The sequence below is a fragment of the Mycobacterium sp. NGS45 genome (assembly GCF_059812645.1).
Genome location: NZ_JCALDB010000005.1, coordinates 122,314 through 142,616, shown reverse-complemented (window position 1 = coordinate 142,616; position 20,303 = coordinate 122,314). Strand labels below are relative to the sequence as shown.

General features: G+C 68.5%; 16 protein-coding genes and 1 tRNA gene. 8 read left to right on the top strand and 9 right to left on the bottom strand.

The annotated features are described in order from the left end of the window. Positions 1 to 100 precede the first annotated feature (100 nt). The 3 genes from AC5Y3P_RS06785 (at position 101) to topA (ending at position 3,891) form a co-directional block, all read left to right on the top strand. Positions 101 to 304: a cold-shock protein gene (locus AC5Y3P_RS06785; protein ID WP_500045127.1), complete on the top strand. Its 204-nt coding sequence runs from the start codon at positions 101 to 103 to the stop codon at positions 302 to 304. Positions 305 to 398: 94 nt separating this feature from the next. Further along, positions 399 to 977, top strand: coding sequence for a hypothetical protein (locus AC5Y3P_RS06780; protein WP_500045126.1), 579 nt, complete (start codon positions 399 to 401; stop codon positions 975 to 977). 115 nt (positions 978 to 1,092) lie between these two features. Further along, positions 1,093 to 3,891, top strand: coding sequence for a type I DNA topoisomerase (gene topA / locus AC5Y3P_RS06775; RefSeq protein WP_500045125.1), 2,799 nt, complete (start codon positions 1,093 to 1,095; stop codon positions 3,889 to 3,891). An 11-nt stretch (positions 3,892 to 3,902) separates the two neighbouring features. Here the strand turns inward: topA and AC5Y3P_RS06770 are convergent, their stop codons facing one another. Further along, positions 3,903 to 5,540, bottom strand: a complete 1,638-nt coding sequence (locus AC5Y3P_RS06770) for an adenylate/guanylate cyclase domain-containing protein (RefSeq protein WP_500045190.1) — start codon at positions 5,538 to 5,540, stop codon at positions 3,903 to 3,905. Between the two features lie 49 nt (positions 5,541 to 5,589). On the opposite strand from AC5Y3P_RS06770, the gene AC5Y3P_RS06765 reads away from it, so the two are divergent. Both AC5Y3P_RS06765 and AC5Y3P_RS06760 read left to right on the top strand, forming a co-directional pair. After that, complete coding sequence (locus AC5Y3P_RS06765) at positions 5,590 to 6,804, top strand: DNA polymerase III subunit delta' (RefSeq protein WP_500045189.1); 1,215 nt, start codon at positions 5,590 to 5,592, stop codon at positions 6,802 to 6,804. A 27-nt stretch (positions 6,805 to 6,831) separates the two neighbouring features. Continuing rightward, positions 6,832 to 6,907, top strand: a tRNA-Thr gene (locus tag AC5Y3P_RS06760). Between the two features lie 90 nt (positions 6,908 to 6,997). Here AC5Y3P_RS06760 and AC5Y3P_RS06755 read toward each other — a convergent pair. Further along, positions 6,998 to 7,387: a carboxymuconolactone decarboxylase family protein gene (locus AC5Y3P_RS06755; RefSeq protein ID WP_500045124.1), complete on the bottom strand. Its 390-nt coding sequence runs from the start codon at positions 7,385 to 7,387 to the stop codon at positions 6,998 to 7,000. 19 nt (positions 7,388 to 7,406) lie between these two features. After that, positions 7,407 to 9,179, bottom strand: coding sequence for a hypothetical protein (locus AC5Y3P_RS06750; protein ID WP_500045123.1), 1,773 nt, complete (start codon positions 9,177 to 9,179; stop codon positions 7,407 to 7,409). A 31-nt stretch (positions 9,180 to 9,210) separates the two neighbouring features. On the opposite strand from AC5Y3P_RS06750, the gene AC5Y3P_RS06745 reads away from it, so the two are divergent. Beyond that, positions 9,211 to 10,146 (top strand): GDP-mannose 4,6-dehydratase, encoded by a 936-nt coding sequence (locus AC5Y3P_RS06745; RefSeq protein ID WP_500045122.1) that lies wholly within the window; start codon positions 9,211 to 9,213, stop codon positions 10,144 to 10,146. Between the two features lie 43 nt (positions 10,147 to 10,189). On the opposite strand, the gene AC5Y3P_RS06740 is transcribed toward AC5Y3P_RS06745, so the two are convergent. The 5 genes from AC5Y3P_RS06740 to AC5Y3P_RS06720 are packed head-to-tail and all read right to left on the bottom strand — an operon-like array spanning position 10,190 to position 17,725. Continuing rightward, positions 10,190 to 10,528: a DUF2304 domain-containing protein gene (locus AC5Y3P_RS06740; protein WP_500045121.1), complete on the bottom strand. Its 339-nt coding sequence runs from the start codon at positions 10,526 to 10,528 to the stop codon at positions 10,190 to 10,192. Further along, a complete protein-coding gene (gene ppgS, locus AC5Y3P_RS06735) occupies positions 10,525 to 11,220 on the bottom strand; it encodes a polyprenyl-phospho-N-acetylgalactosaminyl synthase PpgS (protein ID WP_500045188.1) in 696 nt (231 codons plus the stop codon). The genes AC5Y3P_RS06740 and ppgS overlap by 4 nt, the downstream gene beginning before the upstream one ends. Before the next feature lie 18 nt (positions 11,221 to 11,238). Continuing rightward, on the bottom strand, positions 11,239 to 12,531 hold the full coding sequence (locus tag AC5Y3P_RS06730) for a polysaccharide biosynthesis protein (RefSeq protein ID WP_500045120.1): 1,293 nt from the start codon (positions 12,529 to 12,531) through the stop codon (positions 11,239 to 11,241). After that, positions 12,528 to 13,859, bottom strand: a complete 1,332-nt coding sequence (locus tag AC5Y3P_RS06725) for a M1 family metallopeptidase (protein WP_500045119.1) — start codon at positions 13,857 to 13,859, stop codon at positions 12,528 to 12,530. The genes AC5Y3P_RS06730 and AC5Y3P_RS06725 overlap by 4 nt, the downstream gene beginning before the upstream one ends. Next, a complete protein-coding gene (locus AC5Y3P_RS06720) occupies positions 13,856 to 17,725 on the bottom strand; it encodes a Pls/PosA family non-ribosomal peptide synthetase (protein ID WP_500045118.1) in 3,870 nt (1,289 codons plus the stop codon). Before AC5Y3P_RS06720 ends, AC5Y3P_RS06725 begins: the two co-directional genes overlap by 4 nt. Positions 17,726 to 17,962: 237 nt before the next feature. Here AC5Y3P_RS06720 and AC5Y3P_RS06715 point away from each other — a divergent pair, with 237 nt between their 5' ends. Continuing rightward, positions 17,963 to 18,940 (top strand): TerC family protein, encoded by a 978-nt coding sequence (locus AC5Y3P_RS06715; RefSeq protein WP_500045117.1) that lies wholly within the window; start codon positions 17,963 to 17,965, stop codon positions 18,938 to 18,940. Positions 18,941 to 18,981: 41 nt separating this feature from the next. Then, complete coding sequence (locus AC5Y3P_RS06710) at positions 18,982 to 19,719, top strand: hypothetical protein (protein ID WP_500045116.1); 738 nt, start codon at positions 18,982 to 18,984, stop codon at positions 19,717 to 19,719. Between the two features lie 11 nt (positions 19,720 to 19,730). Here the strand turns inward: AC5Y3P_RS06710 and AC5Y3P_RS06705 are convergent, their stop codons facing one another. After that, positions 19,731 to 20,255, bottom strand: coding sequence for a 2-oxo-4-hydroxy-4-carboxy-5-ureidoimidazoline decarboxylase (locus AC5Y3P_RS06705; RefSeq protein ID WP_500045115.1), 525 nt, complete (start codon positions 20,253 to 20,255; stop codon positions 19,731 to 19,733). Positions 20,256 to 20,303: the final 48 nt, after the last annotated feature.

Here is a 20,303-nt window from a genome sequence, read left to right as displayed (position 1 = left end):
GATCGCGGTTTCCTGCGAAGGATGTGCGGTCACAACGGGCCCGGTGCATTGCAACGGTGGTGTACCGCACCCGGTAGTAAACAGTAAGGAAAGTACGAGAATGCCACAGGGAACTGTGAAGTGGTTCAACGCGGAGAAGGGCTTCGGCTTCATCGCTCCTGAGGATGGATCCGCCGACGTGTTCGTCCACTACACGGAGATCCAGGGGTCGGGCTTCCGCACCCTCGAGGAGAATCAGCGCGTGGAGTTCGAGGTTGGCCAGAGCCCCAAGGGCCCGCAGGCCACCGGCGTTCGCGCCATCTGAGCAAACCACTCTTGAGAACACACCCCCGGACGGTCGAACCGCCCGGGGGTGTTTCTTCTCCGGCTGGGGGGTCGGTCTGGCTTACTGTCGTGACGTGAGCCAGCTGTCCTTCTTCTCCGCCGAATCGGTGCCGCCTGCGGTGTCCGACCTGGCCGGGATGCTGGCCGCGCCGGGACAGATCGTCTCGGCCCGCGGTGGTGCGCGGCTGTCGGTGGTGGTGGATGCGTCGTGGCGGGCGGTCGGGCTGGCCGAGATGATCGACGAGGTCGAACTGCACTCGGAGATCACCCGCACCGACGAGGACACCCCGCTGGTCCGGACCAGCCTCGACCCGCGATTGCTGACCATGGCCGCGGCCTGGACCCGCGGCGCGGTCAAGACGGTGCCGCCGCAGTGGTTGCCCGGCCCGCGCGAACTGCGGGCCTGGGTGCTGGCCGCCGGCTACCCGGACGCCGACCGCTACCTGCTCGGCCTGGACCCGCACGCACCCGAGACGCATTCCCCGCTAGCCTCAGCGCTGATGAGGGTGGGAATCGCGCCGACGCTGATCGGCACCAGGGGGGCGCGTCCGGCGCTGCGGATCAGTGGTCGCCGACGGCTGTCGCGGCTGGTGGAGAATGTCGGGGAAGCGCCCGACGACGTCGACGCGATCGCGGGGTGGCCGCGGGTCTGACGTCGTCGGAAGTGGGAGCCAGTTTGCGTCGGGGGGTCCACAATGCAACATTGGCAGTTGCCCGCGGGGGATACAGAGCCCGTCGGGTGCCGAGGAAGTAGGAGCGTAAGCGCAGGTGGCTGACGGAAATGGAAGCGTCCGGCGGCTCGTCATCGTCGAGTCGCCGACCAAGGCGCGCAAGATTGCCAGCTACCTGGGGCCCAATTACATAGTGGAATCCTCCCGCGGCCACATCCGGGATCTACCCCGGGCCGCGGCCGACGTGCCGGCCAAGTACAAGTCCGAACCGTGGGCCCGGCTGGGTGTCAACGTGGATGCCGACTTCGAGCCGCTCTACATCGTCAGCCCGGACAAGAAGGCCACGGTCACCGAGCTCAAAGGCCTGCTCAAGGACGTCGACGAGCTCTATCTGGCAACGGACGGTGACCGCGAGGGTGAAGCGATCGCCTGGCATCTGCTGGAGACGCTCAAGCCGCGCATCCCGGTCAAGCGGATGGTGTTCCACGAGATCACCGAACCGGCCATCCGGGCGGCCGCCGAGAACCCTCGCGAACTGGACATCGACCTGGTTGACGCCCAGGAGACCCGTCGCATCCTGGACCGGCTGTACGGCTACGAAGTGTCACCGGTGCTGTGGAAGAAGGTCGCGCCCAAGCTGAGCGCAGGCCGGGTGCAGTCGGTGGCGACCAGGATCATCGTGCAGCGCGAGCGCGAGCGGATGGCGTTCCGCAGCGCCGAGTACTGGGACATCGTCGCCGAGTTGGACGCCAGCGTCTCCGACCCGGCCGCCACCCCGCCGGTGTTCACCGCCCGGCTGGTCAACGTCGCGGGCCAGCGGGTGGCCACCGGGCGCGATTTCGACTCCCTCGGTGTGCTCAAGAAGCCCGACGAGGTCGTGGTGCTGGACCAGGCCGGTGCGGGCGCTCTGGTCGACGGGCTGCGCGGCAGCTCGCTCGAGGTGGCCTCGGTGGAGGAGAAGCCGTACACCCGGCGGCCCTACGCCCCGTTCATGACCTCCACGCTGCAGCAGGAGGCCGGCCGCAAGCTGCGGTTCAGCTCCGAGCGCACCATGAGTGTGGCGCAGAAGCTGTACGAGAACGGCTACATCACCTACATGCGTACCGACTCGACCACGCTGTCGGAGTCGGCGATCAACGCCGCGCGCACGCAAGCCCGTCAGCTCTACGGCGAGGAGTACGTGCACCCGTCGCCGCGGCAGTACACCCGCAAGGTCAAGAACGCCCAGGAGGCGCACGAGGCGATCCGTCCCGCCGGGGACACCTTCGCTACCCCCGATGCGGTGCGCCGCGAACTCGACGCCGACGGGTTCCGGCTCTACGAGCTGATCTGGCAGCGCACGGTGGCCTCCCAGATGGCCGACGCGCGCGGCACCACCTTGAGTCTGCGGATCGCGGGTCAGGCTGCCGTCGACGGCGGAAACCGGGCGGTCACGTTCGCCGCCAGCGGTCGCACCATCACCTTCGCCGGTTTCCTGAAGGCCTACGTCGAAACTGTCGACGAGTTGGCCGGCGGTGAGGCCGACGACGCCGAACGCCGGTTGCCGCAGCTGCGCCAGGGCCAGCAGGTCCGGGCCGCCGAGCTGACCCCGGACGGGCACTCCACGAATCCGCCGGCGCGGTACACCGAAGCCTCTCTGATCAAGGCACTCGAGGAGCTGGGCATCGGCCGGCCCTCGACCTACAGCTCGATCATCAAGACCATCCAGGATCGCGGCTACGTGTACAAGAAGGGCAGCGCGTTGGTGCCGTCCTGGGTGGCGTTCGCCGTGATCGGGCTGCTGGAACAGCATTTCGCGCGGTTGGTGGACTACGACTTCACCGCCGCGATGGAAGACGAACTCGACGAGATCGCCTCGGGTCTCGAACAGCGCAGCAACTGGCTGTCGAACTTCTACTTCGGCGGCGAGCACGGCGTCGAGGGTTCGATCGCGCGTTCGGGCGGGCTCAAGCAGCTGGTCGGTGGCAATTTGGAGGGCATCGACGCGCGAGAGATCAACTCGATCAAGCTCTTCGACGACGAGGAAGGCCGCGCGGTGTACGTCCGGGTCGGCCGCAACGGTCCGTACCTGGAGCGGATGGTGCTCGGTGAGGACGGCGAACCGACCCCGCAGCGCGCCAACCTCAGCGACGACGTGACGCCCGACGAGTTGACCCTGGAGCTGGCCGAGAAGCGGTTCGCCACCCCGCAGGGCGGCCGCAGTCTGGGTATCGACCCGGTCACCGGTCACGAAATCGTGGCCAAGGACGGCAGATTCGGTCCCTACGTGACCGAGGTGCTGCCCGAGCCGCCGGACGACGGCGAGGCCGGCACCCCGGCCAAGAAAGGCAAGAAACCCACCGGACCCAAACCGCGCACCGGTTCGCTGCTGCGCACCATGGACCTGGAAACCGTGACGCTCGAGGACGCACTGAAGCTGCTGTCGCTGCCGCGGGTGGTGGGCGTGGACCCGAACAACGGTGAGGAGATCACCGCGCAGAACGGCCGCTACGGCCCATATCTCAAGCGCGGCACCGACTCTCGCTCGCTGGCCACCGAGGAGCAGATGTTCACCGTCACCTTGGAGGAGGCGTTGAAGATCTACGCCGAGCCCAAGCGGCGTGGCCGACAGGCCGCCGCGGCTCCGCCGCTGCGGGAGTTGGGCACCGACCCGGCGTCGGGTAAGCCGATGGTGATCAAGGACGGTCGCTTCGGTCCGTACGTCACCGACGGCGAGACCAACGCCAGCCTGCGCAAGGGCGACGACGTGCTGTCGATCACCGACGAACGCGCCTCGGAACTGCTGGCCGATCGGCGTGCCCGCGGCCCGGTGAAGAAGAAGGCGACCAAGAAGGCCGCCGCCAAGAAGACCACCGCCAAGAAGGCGACAAAGAAGGCTGCCGCGAAGAAGGCCTGAACCGGGCTGGTTTAGCCGTCCACCGGTTGTTCGTCAGAAACTTGCTGTACCGCAGCTGTTTTCGGACGTGCCAACTGCGTCGGTGCGCGTCGGCCGCGAAGTTCCACCGTCTCGCCGACGTCCCAGGCCAGTGCTTCGGAGTCGATGGCCTCGCTGACCGCCCGGGCCGAGGCCAACACCAACCCGGGTTCCAGCTTGGCCAACTCGGTGAGCCGGGCGGCTTCGTTGACCGGGTCTCCGATCACGGTGTACTCGAACCGGGCTTGGGCGCCGATGTGACCGGCGATCGCGCGACCGGCCGACACCCCGATGCCGAACTCGGAGAACCCGATCACCGGCAGCAGTGCGTCGTGCAGATCCCGGGCGGCAGCCAACGCTGCGCTGGAGGCGGCCGGGTGCTCGATCGGCGCACCGAAGATCGCCAGGGCCGCGTCTCCCTGGAACTTGTTGACGAAACCGCCGTGTTTGGCGATCGTTTCGACCACCACCCGGAAGAACTCGTTGAGCAGGTTCACCACTTCGCCGGGTGGGCGGGTGGACGCCAATTCGGTGGAGCCGACCAGGTCGACGAACAGCACCGCGACGTCGCGTTCCTGGCCGCCGAGTTCGGTGCCGCGCTCCAAGGCGCGTCGGGCCACGTCCTCGCCGACGTACCGGCCGAACAGGTCGCGTAGCCGTTGCCGTTCGGACAGATCCCGCACCATGTCGTTGAATCCGGCTTGCAGCAAACCCAATTCGCTGGCGTCGTAGATCTGCATGTGCGCGTTGTAGTTGCCGCGCTGCACCTCGCCGAGTGCCCAGCGCAGCTGACGCAGCGGGTCGGCGATCGACATGGCCGCCAACACGGTGCCGGCCAACCCGATACCCAGAGCGGCCAACGCCATCAACAGGATCGGGGTGAACAGCTGATCGCTGGAGGCACTCAGGATGGAGAACTTGCCGGCCACCACGGCCAGCACGATCGCCAACAGCGGCACGCCGGTGCTCAGCACCCAGGTCAGCACCAGCCGCAGGATCACACCGGGGGCCCGGAAGTTCTCCGGTACCCCGCCGCGCAGCGCCGCGACCGCGACCGGGCGCAGCACCCGCTCGGATTGCAGGTAGCCGATGATCGACGTCGCGGTGGCACCCAGGCCGGTGGCCACCGCCAGCACCAGGGCCGAATGTCCGGCCACCGTGTGGCTGGCGGCGATGAACACGATGGCACCCAGGCACCAGTTGGTCAGGCTGATCGCGGTGCGGTAGATGGGCATCCGCAGGGCACGGGTGCGGGCCAGTTCGGTGGCTTCTGGATCGGAGTCACTGAGCAGCGCTTCGCGGCGCTGCCAGCGGAACACCGGGACCAGTAGCCGTAGGCTGACGATCGCGCCGATGGTGAACGAGATCAGCAGATAACCCAAGAAGATGGCCAGGTTCAGCGCGGGCAGGTCCTGCAACTGCACCCGGTCCTGCGCCGGCAGGCCGAAGCGGAGGAAGCCGAGCACGAACAGCGCGCCGATGATGTCGGCCTGCACCATGCCGAGGGTGAACACCGGCCACGGGGTACGCACGACCCACCGGACGAACCCGCTGATTCGCCCCTGCGGTCGCTCCGCCGTGCTCACCCCATCACCGTATCGGTCGGCTGGCCGGTATCCGAACCCCGACAGACCCCGGCGGCGGTGCCAAATGTCCCCGGTGAGCACTACTGTTGCGGCCGTGCACCGGGTTTTCGCGCGATTGGTGGGCCAACAGGCCGTGGAAGCAGAGCTGACCGCAGCCGCCGTCGCCGCGCGCAGTGATGCGACTCACAGCGGGTTCACGGCCGGGACCATGACACACGCCTGGCTGATCACCGGCCCGCCCGGATCCGGCCGGTCGGTGGCCGCACTGTGCTTTGCGGCCGCGCTGCAGTGCACGTCTGAGGACCGCCCGGGTTGCGGCGCCTGCCGGGCCTGTCAGACCACCATGGCCGGCACGCATGCCGACGTCCGGCGCATCATTCCCGAGGGGCTGTCGATCGGGGTCGACGAGATGCGGGCCATCGTGCAGATCGCGGCCCGTCGGCCGAGCACCGGCCGCTGGCAGATCGTGGTGATCGAGGACGCCGACCGGCTCACCGAGGGCGCCGCGAACGCGCTGCTGAAGGTGGTCGAGGAACCGCCGCCGTCGACGGTGTTCCTGCTGTGTGCACCGTCGGTGGACCCCGAGGACATCGCCATCACCCTGCGCTCACGGTGCCGGCACGTCGCGTTGGTCACCCCCACCGCCGAGTCGATCGCGCAGGTGCTCGTCGACACCGACGGGCTGTCCGCCGAGGACGCGCGCTGGGCCGCGTCGGTGTGCGGCGGACACGTCGGCCGGGCGCGCCGGCTGGCGGTCGACCCGGACGCCCGGCAGCGGCGCAACCGCGCGCTCGGGCTGGCCCGCGACGCTGCCACCCCATCGCGGGCGTACGCCGCCGTCGAAGAGTTGGTCGCGGCCGCCGAGGCCGAAGCCAAGGCGCTGACCGTGGAGCGTGACGAGGTCGAGACCGAGGAACTGCGCACCGCGCTCGGTGCGGGCGGCACCGGCAAGGGCACCGCGGGAACCCTGCGCGGGGCCGCCGGGGCGATCAAGGATCTGGAGAAGCGGCAGAAGTCCCGGCACACCCGGGCCGCCCGCGACGCGCTGGATCGCGCGTTGATCGACCTGGCCAGCTATTTTCGCGACGCACTGCTGGTGGCCACCGGAAGCTCCGAGGTCACCGCCAACCACCCGGACATGGCCGACAAGGCCGCCGCGATGGCCGCGCATGCCTCGGCAGATCGCTTGTTGCGCTGCATCGAGGCCGTGCTGGACTGCCGTACGGCGCTGGCGACCAACGTCAAACCCAAATTCGCCGTCGATGCCATGGTGGCCACCGTGGGGCAAGCACTGCGTAGCGACCTGTAGACTCTGCTGGGCCCGGATGACGGGCACGCCGCCTTAGCTCAGTCGGCAGAGCGATTCACTCGTAATGAATAGGTCGGGGGTTCGATTCCCCCAGGCGGCTCCACCTGCTCCGGCCACACCCGCTCTACCGTTTCCGTTCCGCTCACCCGGCCCGGTGAGCGGAAAGGAAACGGTAGAGCGGCAACGGCAACGGTCAGATGTCGCGTTCTGGTTGCATCGCTTTGAGCGCGGCGGTCTTGGCGGTGTTGGCCGCCGGGAAGCCGGCATAGCCGCTGGAGTGATAGATCACCTCGGACAGTTCGTCTTCGGTCAAGCCGTTGCGCAATGCGATCTTGAAGTGTGATTCCATCTCGTCTTCGGCGCCGAGTGCGATCAGCAGGCCCAGCGTGACCAGGCTGCGGTCCCGCCGGGACAGTCCCTCGCGCGACCACAGCCGCCCGAAGATGCCCTCGACGCCGATCTCCATCAGCTCACTGGCGAATCCTCGGCCGAAGGTCACCTGCTCGTTGGGCACGGTTTCCGGCAGCACACCGGGCAGCATCTCCCGGAACACGTTCAACCCCTGATCACGCCAGTCAGTCATGTAAATCACTTTGGCACAGTCAGCGTGGCGCCAGATAACCGAGTGGCCCCGAGGCGATGCACACCGACAGCGACGCGGTGACGGCCTGCGCGGTGATCGCCGAGCCGGCGCCGGGGAGCCGCACATACACCCGGTTGAGCCCGGGATGCACCGGAACCTTGACCTCGGTGCCCTGATCCAGCGACAGCGTCATCGAACCTTCGGCGTTGGCCAGGTAGTTGATCTCGGTGGTCCACTCCGACGGCAGCAGCGGACCGTCCAACGGCATCTGCACCGGCGGCAATTCCGGCTGCGTCAGGTAGCCGCACTGCGGTGTCGGTCCGGCCACGATGGTGCGCACCCAGGTCACCTGCGCGTCGAGGAGTCGCCCGGTCGCGTCGAACATCCGCAGATCGGTGGTGGCAGAAGCGAATTCGGGCCGGTTGGGCAGCAGCGCGAACATGTGGCTGAACAGGTTCTCCGGGGCCGCCATCCGCTGCAGGATCAACGGGTCCACTTCCTGGTCGAGCAGCGGCGCGGAAGAGTCGGCGGCCGCGGCCGCCAAGCTGGCTTGCACGGTGTGCAGGTAGTCCTTCGTCGGGTTGTCGCGCCAACTGGTCAAGAAGGTTGCGGTGGAATACAGGCTGCTGACCACGAACGCCGTCAGCGCCACCAGCACGGCGCCGGTGCGTACCCGCGACGGCGTCGCCGGCGTCGACCCCCGGTCAGGCGCGAGCAGCCCTACCGCGGCGCACAGCGCCAGCACCACCACCAGGTCCGGCAGATAGCGCAGGGTCTGGGCCAGTTCCAGCGCGGTGAACTGCGATGAGCGCATCAGGTAGATCGGGATCTGGCAGGCCACTGCGTAACCCAGGGCGATCAACCAGACCAGGGCGATCCGGCGTTTGCGCCGCACCGACAGCGCCAGCAGCGCCGCCAGGCTGATCCAGCCGACAGCCATCACGGCCGGCGGCGGCACCCCCCACGGGGATGCCGGCGCCCAGCGTTGCCACTCCCACGGGCCGCCGACCAAACCGGGCACGATGCCGTGAGTGAACGAGCGCGCCAACAGATCCCAGGTCATCGCCAGATCCCAGCTCCAGCGCTGCTGATCCACCACCACCAGGTACACCACGATCCACAGCGCCAGCACGCCCAGCGCCGGCAGCCACAGCGGCAGACCGCGCCGCCAGGTTTGACGCAGCCAATCGGGTTGCTCGCCAACGTAACCGAGCAGCGCGACGACGGCGAACGCGACGAATGGGATCACCGCGGCCTTCTCGAAGAACAGCAGCCCGCCGAAGAACACCGCGGTGCCGGTGATCGCGTAGCGGCGATTCCCGGTGCGGACCAACAGGACTGCGTCGCCGACCACCCAGGCCAGCGCGGCCAGCATCGGTAGCGAGTTCAATCCGGCTGCCCACCAAGCGAATCCGGGTACCGCCAACGGCGTGAACAAGGCGAAGGTGAGCACGACCAGCAGCGCCGGTCGCCAGCCCAGCAGGACGTGCAGGGTGCGCAGCAACGCCAGCGAGACCAACAATTGCAGCAGCACCAGCGACAGCGCCGGACCGGACCAGACCAGTGGGGCCGCGCGGGTGATCAACCCGCCGAGCAAGAAGCCGGCCGGCATCACGTGGCCGTCGTGGTCGTCGAACAGGTAGCCCACCGACAGCAGCTCCTGGGTGCCGGCCCGGCCCACCAGCACCAGATCGTCCCAATAGAAGTAGCCGCCGAATGCCAGCCCGGCGCGGACCGCGAGTTGCACCGCGATCAGCGCGGTGGCGAGCGTCACGACGGAGCGGGCAGACATTCCACCTTCTTACCTGGGTAGGGTGGGGGCGATGCGCGCACTGGTCACCGGAGCTGCCGGTTTCATCGGATCTACGCTGGTCGATCGGCTGATCGCCGACGGCCACTCGGTGGTCGGGCTGGATGATTTCAGCACCGGCCGGGCCACCAACATCGAGCACCTGGCCGAGCAGCCGCAGTTCTTCTTCCGCGAAGCCGACATCGTCGAGGCCGACCTGGACACCATCTTCGAGGAGTACACCCCGGAGGTGGTGTTCCACCTGGCCGCGCAGATCGACGTGCGCCACTCGGTGGCCGATCCGCGGTTCGACGCCTCGGTCAACGTGATCGGCACCGTGCGGCTGGCGGAGGCGGCCCGCCGGACCGGCGTGCGCAAGATCGTGCACACCAGCTCGGGCGGCTCGATCTACGGTGTGCCCTCGACATTCCCGACCAGCGAGGAAGTGCCCACCGATCCGCATTCGCCGTATGCCGCGGGCAAGGTTGCCGGTGAGATCTATCTGAACACCTTCCGGCATCTGTATGACCTGGACTGCTCGCACATCGCGCCGGCCAATGTCTACGGCCCGCGTCAGGACCCGCACGGCGAGGCGGGGGTGGTGGCCATCTTCGCCCAGGCCCTGCTGGAGGGTCGGACGACGAAGGTGTTCGGTGACGGCTCCAACACCCGTGACTACGTGTTCGTCGACGACGTGGTGGACGCCTTCGTCAAGGCGTCCGGAGATGCCGGCGGCGGTCAGCGGTTCAACATCGGCACCGGCCTGGAGACCTCCGACCGGGAACTGCACACCGCCGTCGCCAAAGCCGTTGGCGCCCCGGATGACCCGGAGTTCCACCCGCCGCGCCTCGGTGACCTGAAACGGTCCTGCCTGGACATCAGCCGCGCCGAGCAGGTGCTGGGTTGGCGGCCGCAGGTCGGCCTGGACGAGGGCGTGCGTCGCACCGTGGAGTACTTCCGCACGCACTGACCGGCCGAGCTGCGCAGAACCGGCTTTTTGGGCGCAGACGGGGTCAGTGCTCCGGGGTCTGCGGATTGGTCAGCGCCACCGCCCGCGCCAGCCGGGCGTACTTGAGCTCGAGGTCCTTGAACCGGATGTAGGTGCTCATCGTGGTGAAGATGAACGCGATGATCAGCACGTAGCCGATCAGATCCGCGCCCCGGTCCACGCCCAGTTGGTTGGCCAGCACCGTGGTGTCGTCGGGCCGCAGGATGGCGTACACCGCGGCCACCACGAACACCAGATAGCCGACCTTGACCCAGGCCCTGGTCTTGGCGCTGCGCCGCGATTTCACCAAGTACAGCAGCAGCGCCAGCACCGCCGCGATCAGCAGGCCCTGGATCCAGTTCATCGTGGCAACCTCTTCCGCAGGAAACCGTCGAAGATGATGTTCACACCGTTGAGCAGCGGTTGGCCCTTCGACATCGAATAGTCGGTGTAGAGGATCTGGACCGGCACCTCGGCCACCCGCCAGTCGTTCTCCACGATCAGCGCGATGAACTCGCTGGCGTGGCTCATGCCGTTCATGGTCAGATTCAACCCGTCGGCCACGGTCTTGGTGAACACCCGAAGCCCGTTGTGCGCATCGGTCAGGTGCAGTTTGCGGCTACTCGGGCTCACCGCGGCGGCGGTCTTGAGCACCAGCCGCTTGAGCCACGGCATCCGCGGCGGCGGCCCGTCGGCGAATCGGGTCCCCACCACGATGTCGACGTCGCCGACGGCCAACCGCTCGATCATGGCGACGACGTCGGCGACCCGGTGCTGGCCGTCGGCGTCGAAGGTGGCGAACACGCGTGCACCGGCCTGGTTGCGGGCGTACTCCACGCCGGTCTGGATGGCCGCGCCCTGCCCGAGGTTGACCGGATGGGTGACGACGTGAGCGCCGGCGGCCAGCGCAGCGGCCGCGGTGCCGTCGTGGCTGCCGTCGTCGACGACCACCACGCGCCCGAAGACCGCGCGAAGACCGGTGACGACGTCGGCGATGACGCTCACCTCGTTGAATGCTGGGACGACGATCCAGGTGTCGTGATACGGCGCTTCGATGAGGTCAGGGTACGCGGTCTAGCTGGGCCCACCGGGCAGGCGCAGGCCCGCGTCCCGACCGACGGCCGGACCCGAGCGGGCCAGCGCGAGCAGATGCACCACGATTCCCACGATCGGCCCGCACAGCAGGGCGATCACGGTGCGGGTCTCCAGACCCAGCGGGAGCATGAGCAGCGCGGCCGCGGCCACGGTGGCCCCGACCCAGCCCAGCGAGTACGCCCGATGCAGCGCGGCCGCGACGGTCGCCGCACCGGTCACGGTCAGCACCGCGATCGCCACCGCACCGGCGGTCAGCCAGGCCAGCAGCGCACCGCCGGCCTGGTAACCCGGGCCGAAACCGACCCGCAGCAGCCACGGCCCGGCCCAGCCGGCGGCCACCACCCCCAACACACCGATGCCGAGCACCAGCAGCACCGGCCCGGTCAGGGCCCGCAACCGGTGCCGGCGCTGATCGACGAAATGCGCAATCAGGTTGCCCTGCATCGCGGTCAGTGGCACCAGCAGCGGCGCACGGGTCAGCGTCACCGCCAGGATCACCACGCCGCCGACGGCGCCCAACTCACCCGAGGTGGCCTGCAGCAGCACCGGGAAGCCCATCACCAGGATTGCGCTGGCGCCGGCGGCGGCCACCGCATGCCCCGCCCCGCGCAGGAACGAGCGGGGATCATCGTGGGCGACCAGCGTGGCAGTGTGCCGCGCGGTCGGCGAGGCGATCAGCAGTGCCAGCCAGGCCAGCGCGCCGCCGACGGTGGCCCACAGGAAACCCACCAGACCCCACCCGATCAGCACGGTGGCGGCGGCGAGGATCACCCGGGTGACGGCGTCGGTGACCATCAGCGCGCCGTACTGCGACCAGCGGTCGGCGCCGGCCAGCATGCCCAACAAGGTGGCGTGCAGACAGAACCCGGCCAGCCCGGTGGACAGCAACAGCACTGAAAGCCAACGGAATTCGACGAACACATGGGTGGACCACAGCACCGCGCTGACCGCGATCAGCACCCCGGCCAGCAGACCCACCAGCGCGGCCAACCGCATCGGATGGGTGACCGCACCCGGCGGCTGCGCGGGTCCGGCTGCGGCGGCCAGCCGGATCTCCCGGGTGCTCTGCTGCAGCAGTCCGTTGGCTGCGCCGGACACCAAACCGAACGCACCCCAGAACACCGCGAACACCGAGAACCCGGCCGGGTCCAGATCTCGGGCGGCCAGATACAACACCGCGTAACCGCACACCGCGGTGACGGCGGTCGCCACACCCACCCGGGTGACGCTGCCGCGCGTCACCGGGCCTGTGGGCGCGCCGGCGTCGGTCACAGTCGGGGCACCGGTTTGGCGTACAGCCAGTCGTCAAACAGCCCTCGCAGCGGCACCTCGGAATGGCGGGCGGCCAATCCGATGAAGTCGTCGGTGACCACCGTGCCGTGCCGGTGCCGGGTCGTCCAATCCAGCAGCAGGGCAAAGAAATTCTCATCCCCGATCGCCGAACGCAAGGCATGCAGGGTCAACGCGCCGCGCTTGTACACCCGATCGTCGAACATGTCCTTGGGTCCCGGGTCGGCCAGCAGCAGGTCCTGCGGGGACTGGCACAGCTTGCCGTGGTACTGGCGGGCCAGTTCGTCGGTGCTGGGCCCGCCGGCTTCCTGCGACCACAGCCACTCGGCGTAGCAGGCGAAACCCTCGTGCAGCCAGATGTCGCGCCAATGCCGGGCGGTCACGCTGTTGCCGAACCACTGGTGCGCCAACTCATGGGCCACCAGTCGCTCCGACCGGCGGGTGCCGTCGCAGTGGTTGGCGCCGAAGATCGAAATGCCTTGCGCCTCCAGCGGAATCTCCAACCGGTCCGCGGTGACCACCACCGTGTAGCCGTTGGACAGCGGGTACGGGCCGAACCATTTCAGGAACGCCTTCATCATCTGCGGTTGCCGGGCGAAGGTCTGATCGAACGCGCCGACCAGTCGGGCCGGTAGCGCGGCCTGCATCGGCACCGGTGACTTGGCCAGTTGGTGGGTGACATAGTCCCCGATCTGCAAGGTGGCCAGATAGGTCGAGGTGGGCTCGGCCAGCTCGTAGGTCCAGGTGGTCTGCCCCGCCCGCACTCGACGAGACAGCAACTCGCCGTTGGCGATTGCCCGGTACGGACTGTCGGTGCTGATTTGGAAGCGGTAGCTGGCCTTGGCGCCGGGATGGTCGTCGCACGGGAACCAGGACGCCGCCCCGTTGGGTTGGCCGGCCACCAGCACACCGTTGTCCAACTCCTCGAAACCGACCTCGCCCCACATGGTTTTGATCGGCCGCGGATTACCGCCGTAGCGCACGTCGATCAGCAACGCGGACCCGGCCGGCGCCGCCGCGGCCAAGGTGATGTGCAGCTTGCCGCCCGAGGTGGAGAAGTGCTGCGGCCGGCGGCCGTTCACCGTGACCTTGGACACACTCAGGTTCTGTGCCAGATCCAGGGTGAATGTCTTCAGCGCCGCCAGCGTGACCGCGGTGATCGACGCCGATCCGGCCAGCCGGTTGCTGGCGACCTTGTACTCGATCGCGAGTTCGTAGCGCGACACCCGGTAGCCGAAGTTGCCGTTCTGCGGCAGATACGGGTCGATGACCGGCGGACGGAACTTACCCGGCGCGCGTTTCTTGCTCACGAGCGCCGCTTCTTACGTGAGTTCGTCCACGGCGCAATGGGATTGCCCAACCAGCGGGTCGACGCCGGGACCTCGTCACCGCGCATCACCAGCGAGGCCGGCCCGACCGTGGCACCGGCGCCGATCCGGGCCGCGGGCAGCGCGACGCAGTGCGGGCCCAACGTGGCGCCGTCGTCGAGCACCACGGTGTCCATCGCCATGATGCGGTCGTGGAACAGATGCGTCTGCACCACACACCCGCGGTTGACCGTGCTGCCGCGACCCAGGCGCACCAGATCGGCCTCCGGCAGCCAGTAGGTCTCGCACCACACCCCGCGCTCGATGTCGGCACCGAGTCCACGCAGCCAGATGTTCATCACCGGGGTGCCGCTCGCGGCCCGCGCGAACCACGGTGCGGCCACCGTCTCGACGAACGTGTCCGACACCTCGTTGCGCCACACGAACGACGACCACAGCGGATGTTCGACCGCCCGGATCCTGCCCACCACAACCCATTTCGCCAGCACCGCGATGGCGCCGGCGAACGCCCCGGCGATCAGCAGCACCAGACCGCCGGCCAGTGCGGTGTACCCCCAGCCGTAGTGCACGGCCAGCACCTGCAGCGCGCCCAGCACCGCGGCGCCGATCGCGAAGGTGACGATCACCGGCACCAGCCGGCCGGTTTCCACCAGGGCTCGCATGATCTTCAGGCGCACTGGCGGGTGGAAGGTGCGCAGCGTGTCGGCGGCGGTCGGCTGCCGGCGCAACCGCATCGGCGGACTGCCCAGCCAGGACGAGCCCTTCTTGGCCTTGTGCGGCGCGGCCGACAAGACGGCCACCAAGCCGTCCGGCGGCACCCGCCGGCCGGGTTGGGTGATACCCGAGTTGCCCAGGAATGCGCGCCGGCCGATGGTGGCCGGAGCGGCGTGGATCCAGCCGCCGCCGAGCTCGTAAGACGCCACCATGGTGTCGTCGGCCAGGAATGCGCCGTCCTCGATCACGGTGAACTTCGGCGTCAGCAGCGCAGTCGAGATCTCGGTACCGGCGCCCACCTTGGCGCCGAGCAGGCGCAACCACCACGGCGTCAGCAGACTGGCATAGATCGGGAACAGGTAATTGCGGGCGGCGTCCATCAGCCGCTCGGTGGCCCACAGTTGCCAGCCCGACCGGCTGCGCACCGGGTGATATCCGGCTTGCAAACCGATCGACAACAGTCGCACCCCGACCACCGTGACCGCGGCGTAGACCAGCACCGCTGTCAGTGCCGCGGCCGGGGTCCACAGCAGCGCGGGCAGCGCGGCGTCGGCCGGCGTGGCGGTATCGCGCACCGCCCACACCAGCACCGCGAACCCGGCTGCCAGGGCCAGCAGCGGCAGCCCGCTCAGCAGCAGCGAGGTCAGGCCGTAGATCACCACCCACAGCACGGCGCGGGGCGGCCGGTGCTCCGGCCACGGGTGCCGGGCTTTGCCGGACTTCACCGCCGGCGAGCCGGTCCAGTACTGACCGTTCTTGACCTTGCCGAGCACCCCCGAGCCGGGGGCGACGTCGGCGTCCTTGCCGACCACCGCACCGGGCAGCAGCGTGGTCCGGGCACCGATGGTGGCGTCATTGCCGATCGTGATCGGCCCGACGTGGAAGAGGTCGCCGTCGATCCAATGCCCGGACAGGTCCACCTCCGGTTCGATCGAGCTGCGATGCCCCAGACTCAACATTCCGGTCACCGGGGGCGCCGAATGCAGGTCGACGCCCTTGCCCACCTTGTTGCCCAAGGCGCGGGCGTAGTACACCAGCCACGGCGCACCGGCCAGGTTCTCCGCGCCCGAGGCCGCCGACAGGCGTTCGGCCAGCCACACCCGCAGGTGCTCGGACCCGCCGCGGCGGTAGCTGCCCGGCTCCAGTCCCGACAACAGCGTCCGCGCGCTGACCGCGGCGATCCCCATCCGGCCCAGCGGCGTGATGAACAGCACGAACGCCACCGCCACCAGCCACCAGTTCAGCGGTGCCAGCCAGGGCAGCGGATAGACCTCGGCCAGCACATTGTTGGCCAGTGCCAGCCAGGTCACCCACTGCAGGGCGGTCAACGTGGCCAACGGCACTGACAGCAGCACCTGCGCGGCCTGGCTGCGCAACGGGGTGGGCCGGACCTGGCGCGGCGCGATCACCGGCGGCGGGTCGAGCTCGTCCAGGAACCCGGCCAGGGAGCCCAACCGCGGATGGTCGTACAAATCGGCGACGGTCAGCTGCGGGTAGCGGACGCGCAGCGCGGCGACCAGCTGCGCCGCCGACAGCGAACCGCCGCCGAGTGCGAAGAAATCGGCTTCCGGGCCGTCCACCTGCGCGCCCAACACGTCGCGCCACTGCGCGGCCAGCCAGCCCAACGTGCCGCCCAGGTCGGGTTCGTCGTCGTCGCTGCCGACCGGCCAGGGCAGCGCGTTGCGGTCCACCTTGCCCGAGGTGCGGGTGGGCAGCTCGTCGACCAGGACCAGCCGGGGCACCAGGGCCGCCGGCAGTGCCTCGGCCAGCGCTGCGCGCGCCGCGGCCAAATCGAAGTTCGGGTCCGCACTGGCGATGTAGCCGACCAGCAGCGGGGTGCCGCTGGCGGTGCGCCGGACCGCGGCCGCGCCGCCGGATACCCCGGGCAGGTTGACCAGCGCGGCGTCCACCTCGCCGAGTTCGATGCGGCGCCCGCCGACCTTGACCTGATCGTCGGCGCGACCCTGGAAGTACAAGCCGTCGGGTTCCAGCCGGACCAGGTCTCCGCTGCGGTAGGCCCGGCTCCAACCCAAAGTCGGCATGGCGGCGTACTTTTCGGCGTCCTTCTCCGGATCCAGGTAGCGGGCCAGGCCGACCCCGCCGATCACCAGCTCACCGGTCTGGCCATAACCCACCGGGTGGCCTTCGGAATCCACCACCGCCAGATCCCAGCCGGGCAGCGGCAACCCGATGCTGACCGGCCCGCTGCCGTCCAGTTCGGCCAGACAGGCCACCACGGTTGCCTCGGTGGGGCCGTAGGTGTTCCACACCTCGCGGCCGTCGACCGCGAGTCGTTCCACCAACTCCGGTGGGCAGGCTTCACCGCCGAAGATCAGCAGCCGCACCTGTTCGAGCGCCTCGGCCGGCCACAGCGCCGCCAGTGTCGGCACTGTCGACACCACGGTGATGTCCCGGGAGATCAACCACGGTCCCAGGTCCATCCCGCTGCGCACCAGCGAACGCGGTGCCGGCACCAGGCAGGCGCCGTGCCGCCAGGCCAGCCACATTTCCTCACAGGACGCGTCAAAGGCCACCGACAACCCGGCCAGCACCCGGTCCTCAGGCCCGATTGGATTGTCCGGCAGGAAGATCCGTGCTTCGGCGTCGACGAAGGCGGCCGCGTTGCGGTGCGTGACGGCGACCCCCTTGGGGGTGCCGGTGGACCCCGAGGTGAAGATGATCCAGGCGTCGTCGCGGCCCAGCGGTTTGCCGGCCCGCCAGCCGCGCGACGATCCCGGGCCGCGGGTGAGGCCGGCTTCGGTGATCACACCGACCACACCGGCCTCGGTGAACACCAGCTGGGCGCGCTCGTCGGGGTCGTCGGCGTCCACCGGCACGTAGGCCGCGCCGGCGGCCAGGGTGGCCAAGATCGCGACGTAGAGCGCGTAGCTGCCCGACGGCATCCGGATCCCGATCCGGTCGCCGCGCCCGATCCCGCGGGCCGCCAGCCAGGTCACGCTGTCCTCGACGTCGGTGATCAACTCCGAGTAGCTCAGCCGCACGGTGCCGTCGTCGATGGCAGCGGCATCGGGGTAGCGCGTGGCAGTCTCGTAGAGAATGTCGATCAGGGTGCGCGGTTCCGGAGCGTGCTCCCCGAGCAGGTACTGAGCAGGAATCTCCGCAGGAGCAGGCATTGCCACAAGGCGAACATACTAAGTCCGTCGCGCAACGGCGTCCTTGGCGTTGCCGGTCGCACGCGGCTGATTTCCGCCCGGCTGCAGAACCTGCCAGACTGCCCGCAGAGGGGAGTACTCCTTACGCCACGGGGTCGTCATCACGTCGACCGTCCCAGGACGACCGGCGCCGTGGATCGTCGTGTCAGCGACGGTGGAAGAGACCTCTGGCGTGAGTGACGACCGGAGGAATTCTGCATGAACGTTTCCGCCGCCGAATGGGCTATCACCCTGGGCGTGACGATCGCGATCCTGCTCTTCGACGTGTTGGTGATCGCGCGTCGTCCGCACGAGCCGACCATGCGGGAATGCGGGATCGCGTTGTCGTTCTACGTCGGGCTGGCGATCGCATTCGGGGTGTTCCTGTGGTTATTCCACGGCCGCCAGTTCGGTCTGGAGTTCTTCGCGGGCTGGCTCACCGAATACAGCCTGTCGGTGGACAACCTGTTCATCTTCATCATCATCATGGCCAGCTTCAAGGTGCCGCGGCGCTTCCAGCAGCAGGCCCTGATGGTCGGCATCATCCTGGCGCTGGTCTTCCGTGGCATCTTCATCGCGGCCGGCGCGGTGGCGATCGAGAAGTTCTCCTGGGTGTTCTACGCATTCGGACTGTTCCTGGTCTACACCGCCATCAAACTGGTCCGCGAGACCGATCACAGTGACGACGGCGACAACAAGGTGGTCCAGGTCGCCCGCAAGCACCTGAAGTTCACCGACGAGTGGGACGGGCTGCGGCTGTGGGTCCGCCGCAACGGCCAGCGTCTGATGACGCCGATGTTCCTGGTGATCGTTGCGCTGGGCACCACCGACCTGATGTTCGCGCTGGATTCGATTCCGGCCATCTACGGGCTGACCCGCGAGCCCTACATCGTGTTCACCGCCAACGTGTTCGCGCTGATGGGCCTGCGCCAGCTGTACTTCCTGCTCGGCGACATGCTCAACCGGCTGGTGTTCCTGTCCCAGGGGCTGGCGTTCATCCTGCTGTTCATCGGCGTCAAGCTGTTCCTGCACGCCCTGCACGAGAACGAACTGCCGTTCATCAACGGCGGCGAGAACGTGCACGTCCCCGAGATCCCGACGCTGTGGAGCCTGGGCGTGATCGTGCTGACCTTGTTCATCACGATGATCGCCAGCCTGATCCGCAGCCGCGCCCTGGCCAAGGAAGAAGAGGGCTGACCGCGCGCGCTAAGGTCGGCGCGAGCTTCCAGGAGGTCTTGATGTCGCGTCGCGCCAGCTTTGCCCGGATCGGCGTATTGGCGCTGACCGCATTCATCGCGGTGTCATGTTCGTCGTCGCCGGACTCCGGCTCCGACACCGCGGACACCGCGGACACCGCGGACGTTGCCGCGCCCGACTACACGGTGACCGCAGGCCGCCAACCCAACCTGCTGATGGTGACCGTCGACGAGGTCCTCGACGACCAGCAGTACCGCCAGATCGTCGAGGCGGTGGCCGACCAGCACTCGGATCAGACCGGTGAATTCTTCGTGGCCTTCCAGTGCGGTATCGCGACTCCGGACATCGAATCACGGCTCGCCTACGGCACTTTCACCACCGGAGCAGATCCCACCGAGCCCCAGGTGCAGTCGCTGAACACCGTGCTCTGCCCGGCCAGTCCCGCGGTGAACCCGCCGGTCGGTCCGGTCGACGTGACGGCCGCGCAGGTCCTCGATGCATTGATCATCGCCGGTGGCCTACCGGCCGATTCCCCGATGGACGCCACCGAAGGAGGCATGTGTTCGCAGATTCACTGCGTGCAGATGTTCACCAACGGTGGTGTCGACGTGGTCCAGTTCCCGTCCCCCGACGAACTGGCCAACGCGGCCCGGTTGTGGGGTCCCGACGAAAGCCACAGCAAGGGCAATATCCTGCTGACGTTCAGTCTCGGCGGCAGCGCCGGCATCACGCCCGAACAGGCCGACGAGTACCGGTCGGTGCTCGACAGCCTGGCTTAGCCGCAGCAAGCTCACCAGTAGTTCTGGTAACCGCCCTCGGGGCCGAGCAGACGTTCCAGTCGGCTGCGGTAGATCCGGGCCAACTCGTTGCGCACCACCTTGAGCTCGGTCTGCTCGTCGTGGTGCAACCGGTCGGTGATCGCGGTCAATACGCCGTCGGCGCCGAACCCGTTGACGTACATCACGAACTCGAAGCCGAACCGCTCGCGGTAGCGCTGCGCGGAGGCCTCGAGTTCGGCCATCACCGCCGCGTCGTCGTCCCACACCGAACACTGCTCGGCGGCCGAACGCACGCTGCGGGGCCGGCACCCGACATGCGAGCAGGTACTCAACAGCCGATCGAGGCCGGCGTCGGGCAAATCGAACAACAGCGCGTCGGCGGCCCGGAACAGCGATTCGTGGTCGGCATACGGGCGGCCGGCAGCCAGGTCGGCAGCCAATGTCACACAGTTGCAGCACTCGTACAGTGCGTGTACGGCGCGGCGCTGCGGCAACGCGTTGAACGCCGCCAAACCGATCCCCTGATGCAGCAGCACGCCGTCATCATCGACCGCTCATGCCACGACCGGGTTACCGCGTGTTAC

Bases quoted from the DNA above. Each gene is read 5' to 3' on its own strand.
- AC5Y3P_RS06740 (WP_500045121.1), bottom strand. From the start codon at position 10,528: ATGAACTGGATCCAGGGCCTGCTGATCGCGGCGGTGCTGGCGCTGCTG.
- AC5Y3P_RS06750 (WP_500045123.1), bottom strand. From the start codon at position 9,179: ATGTCTGCCCGCTCCGTCGTGACGCTCGCCACCGCGCTGATCGCGGTG.
- AC5Y3P_RS06710 (WP_500045116.1), top strand. From the start codon at position 18,982: ATGTCGCGTCGCGCCAGCTTTGCCCGGATCGGCGTATTGGCGCTGACC.
- AC5Y3P_RS06745 (WP_500045122.1), top strand. From the start codon at position 9,211: ATGCGCGCACTGGTCACCGGAGCTGCCGGTTTCATCGGATCTACGCTG.
- AC5Y3P_RS06720 (WP_500045118.1), bottom strand. From the start codon at position 17,725: ATGCCTGCTCCTGCGGAGATTCCTGCTCAGTACCTGCTCGGGGAGCAC.
- AC5Y3P_RS06715 (WP_500045117.1), top strand. From the start codon at position 17,963: ATGAACGTTTCCGCCGCCGAATGGGCTATCACCCTGGGCGTGACGATC.
- AC5Y3P_RS06755 (WP_500045124.1), bottom strand. From the start codon at position 7,387: ATGACTGACTGGCGTGATCAGGGGTTGAACGTGTTCCGGGAGATGCTG.
- AC5Y3P_RS06785 (WP_500045127.1), top strand. From the start codon at position 101: ATGCCACAGGGAACTGTGAAGTGGTTCAACGCGGAGAAGGGCTTCGGC.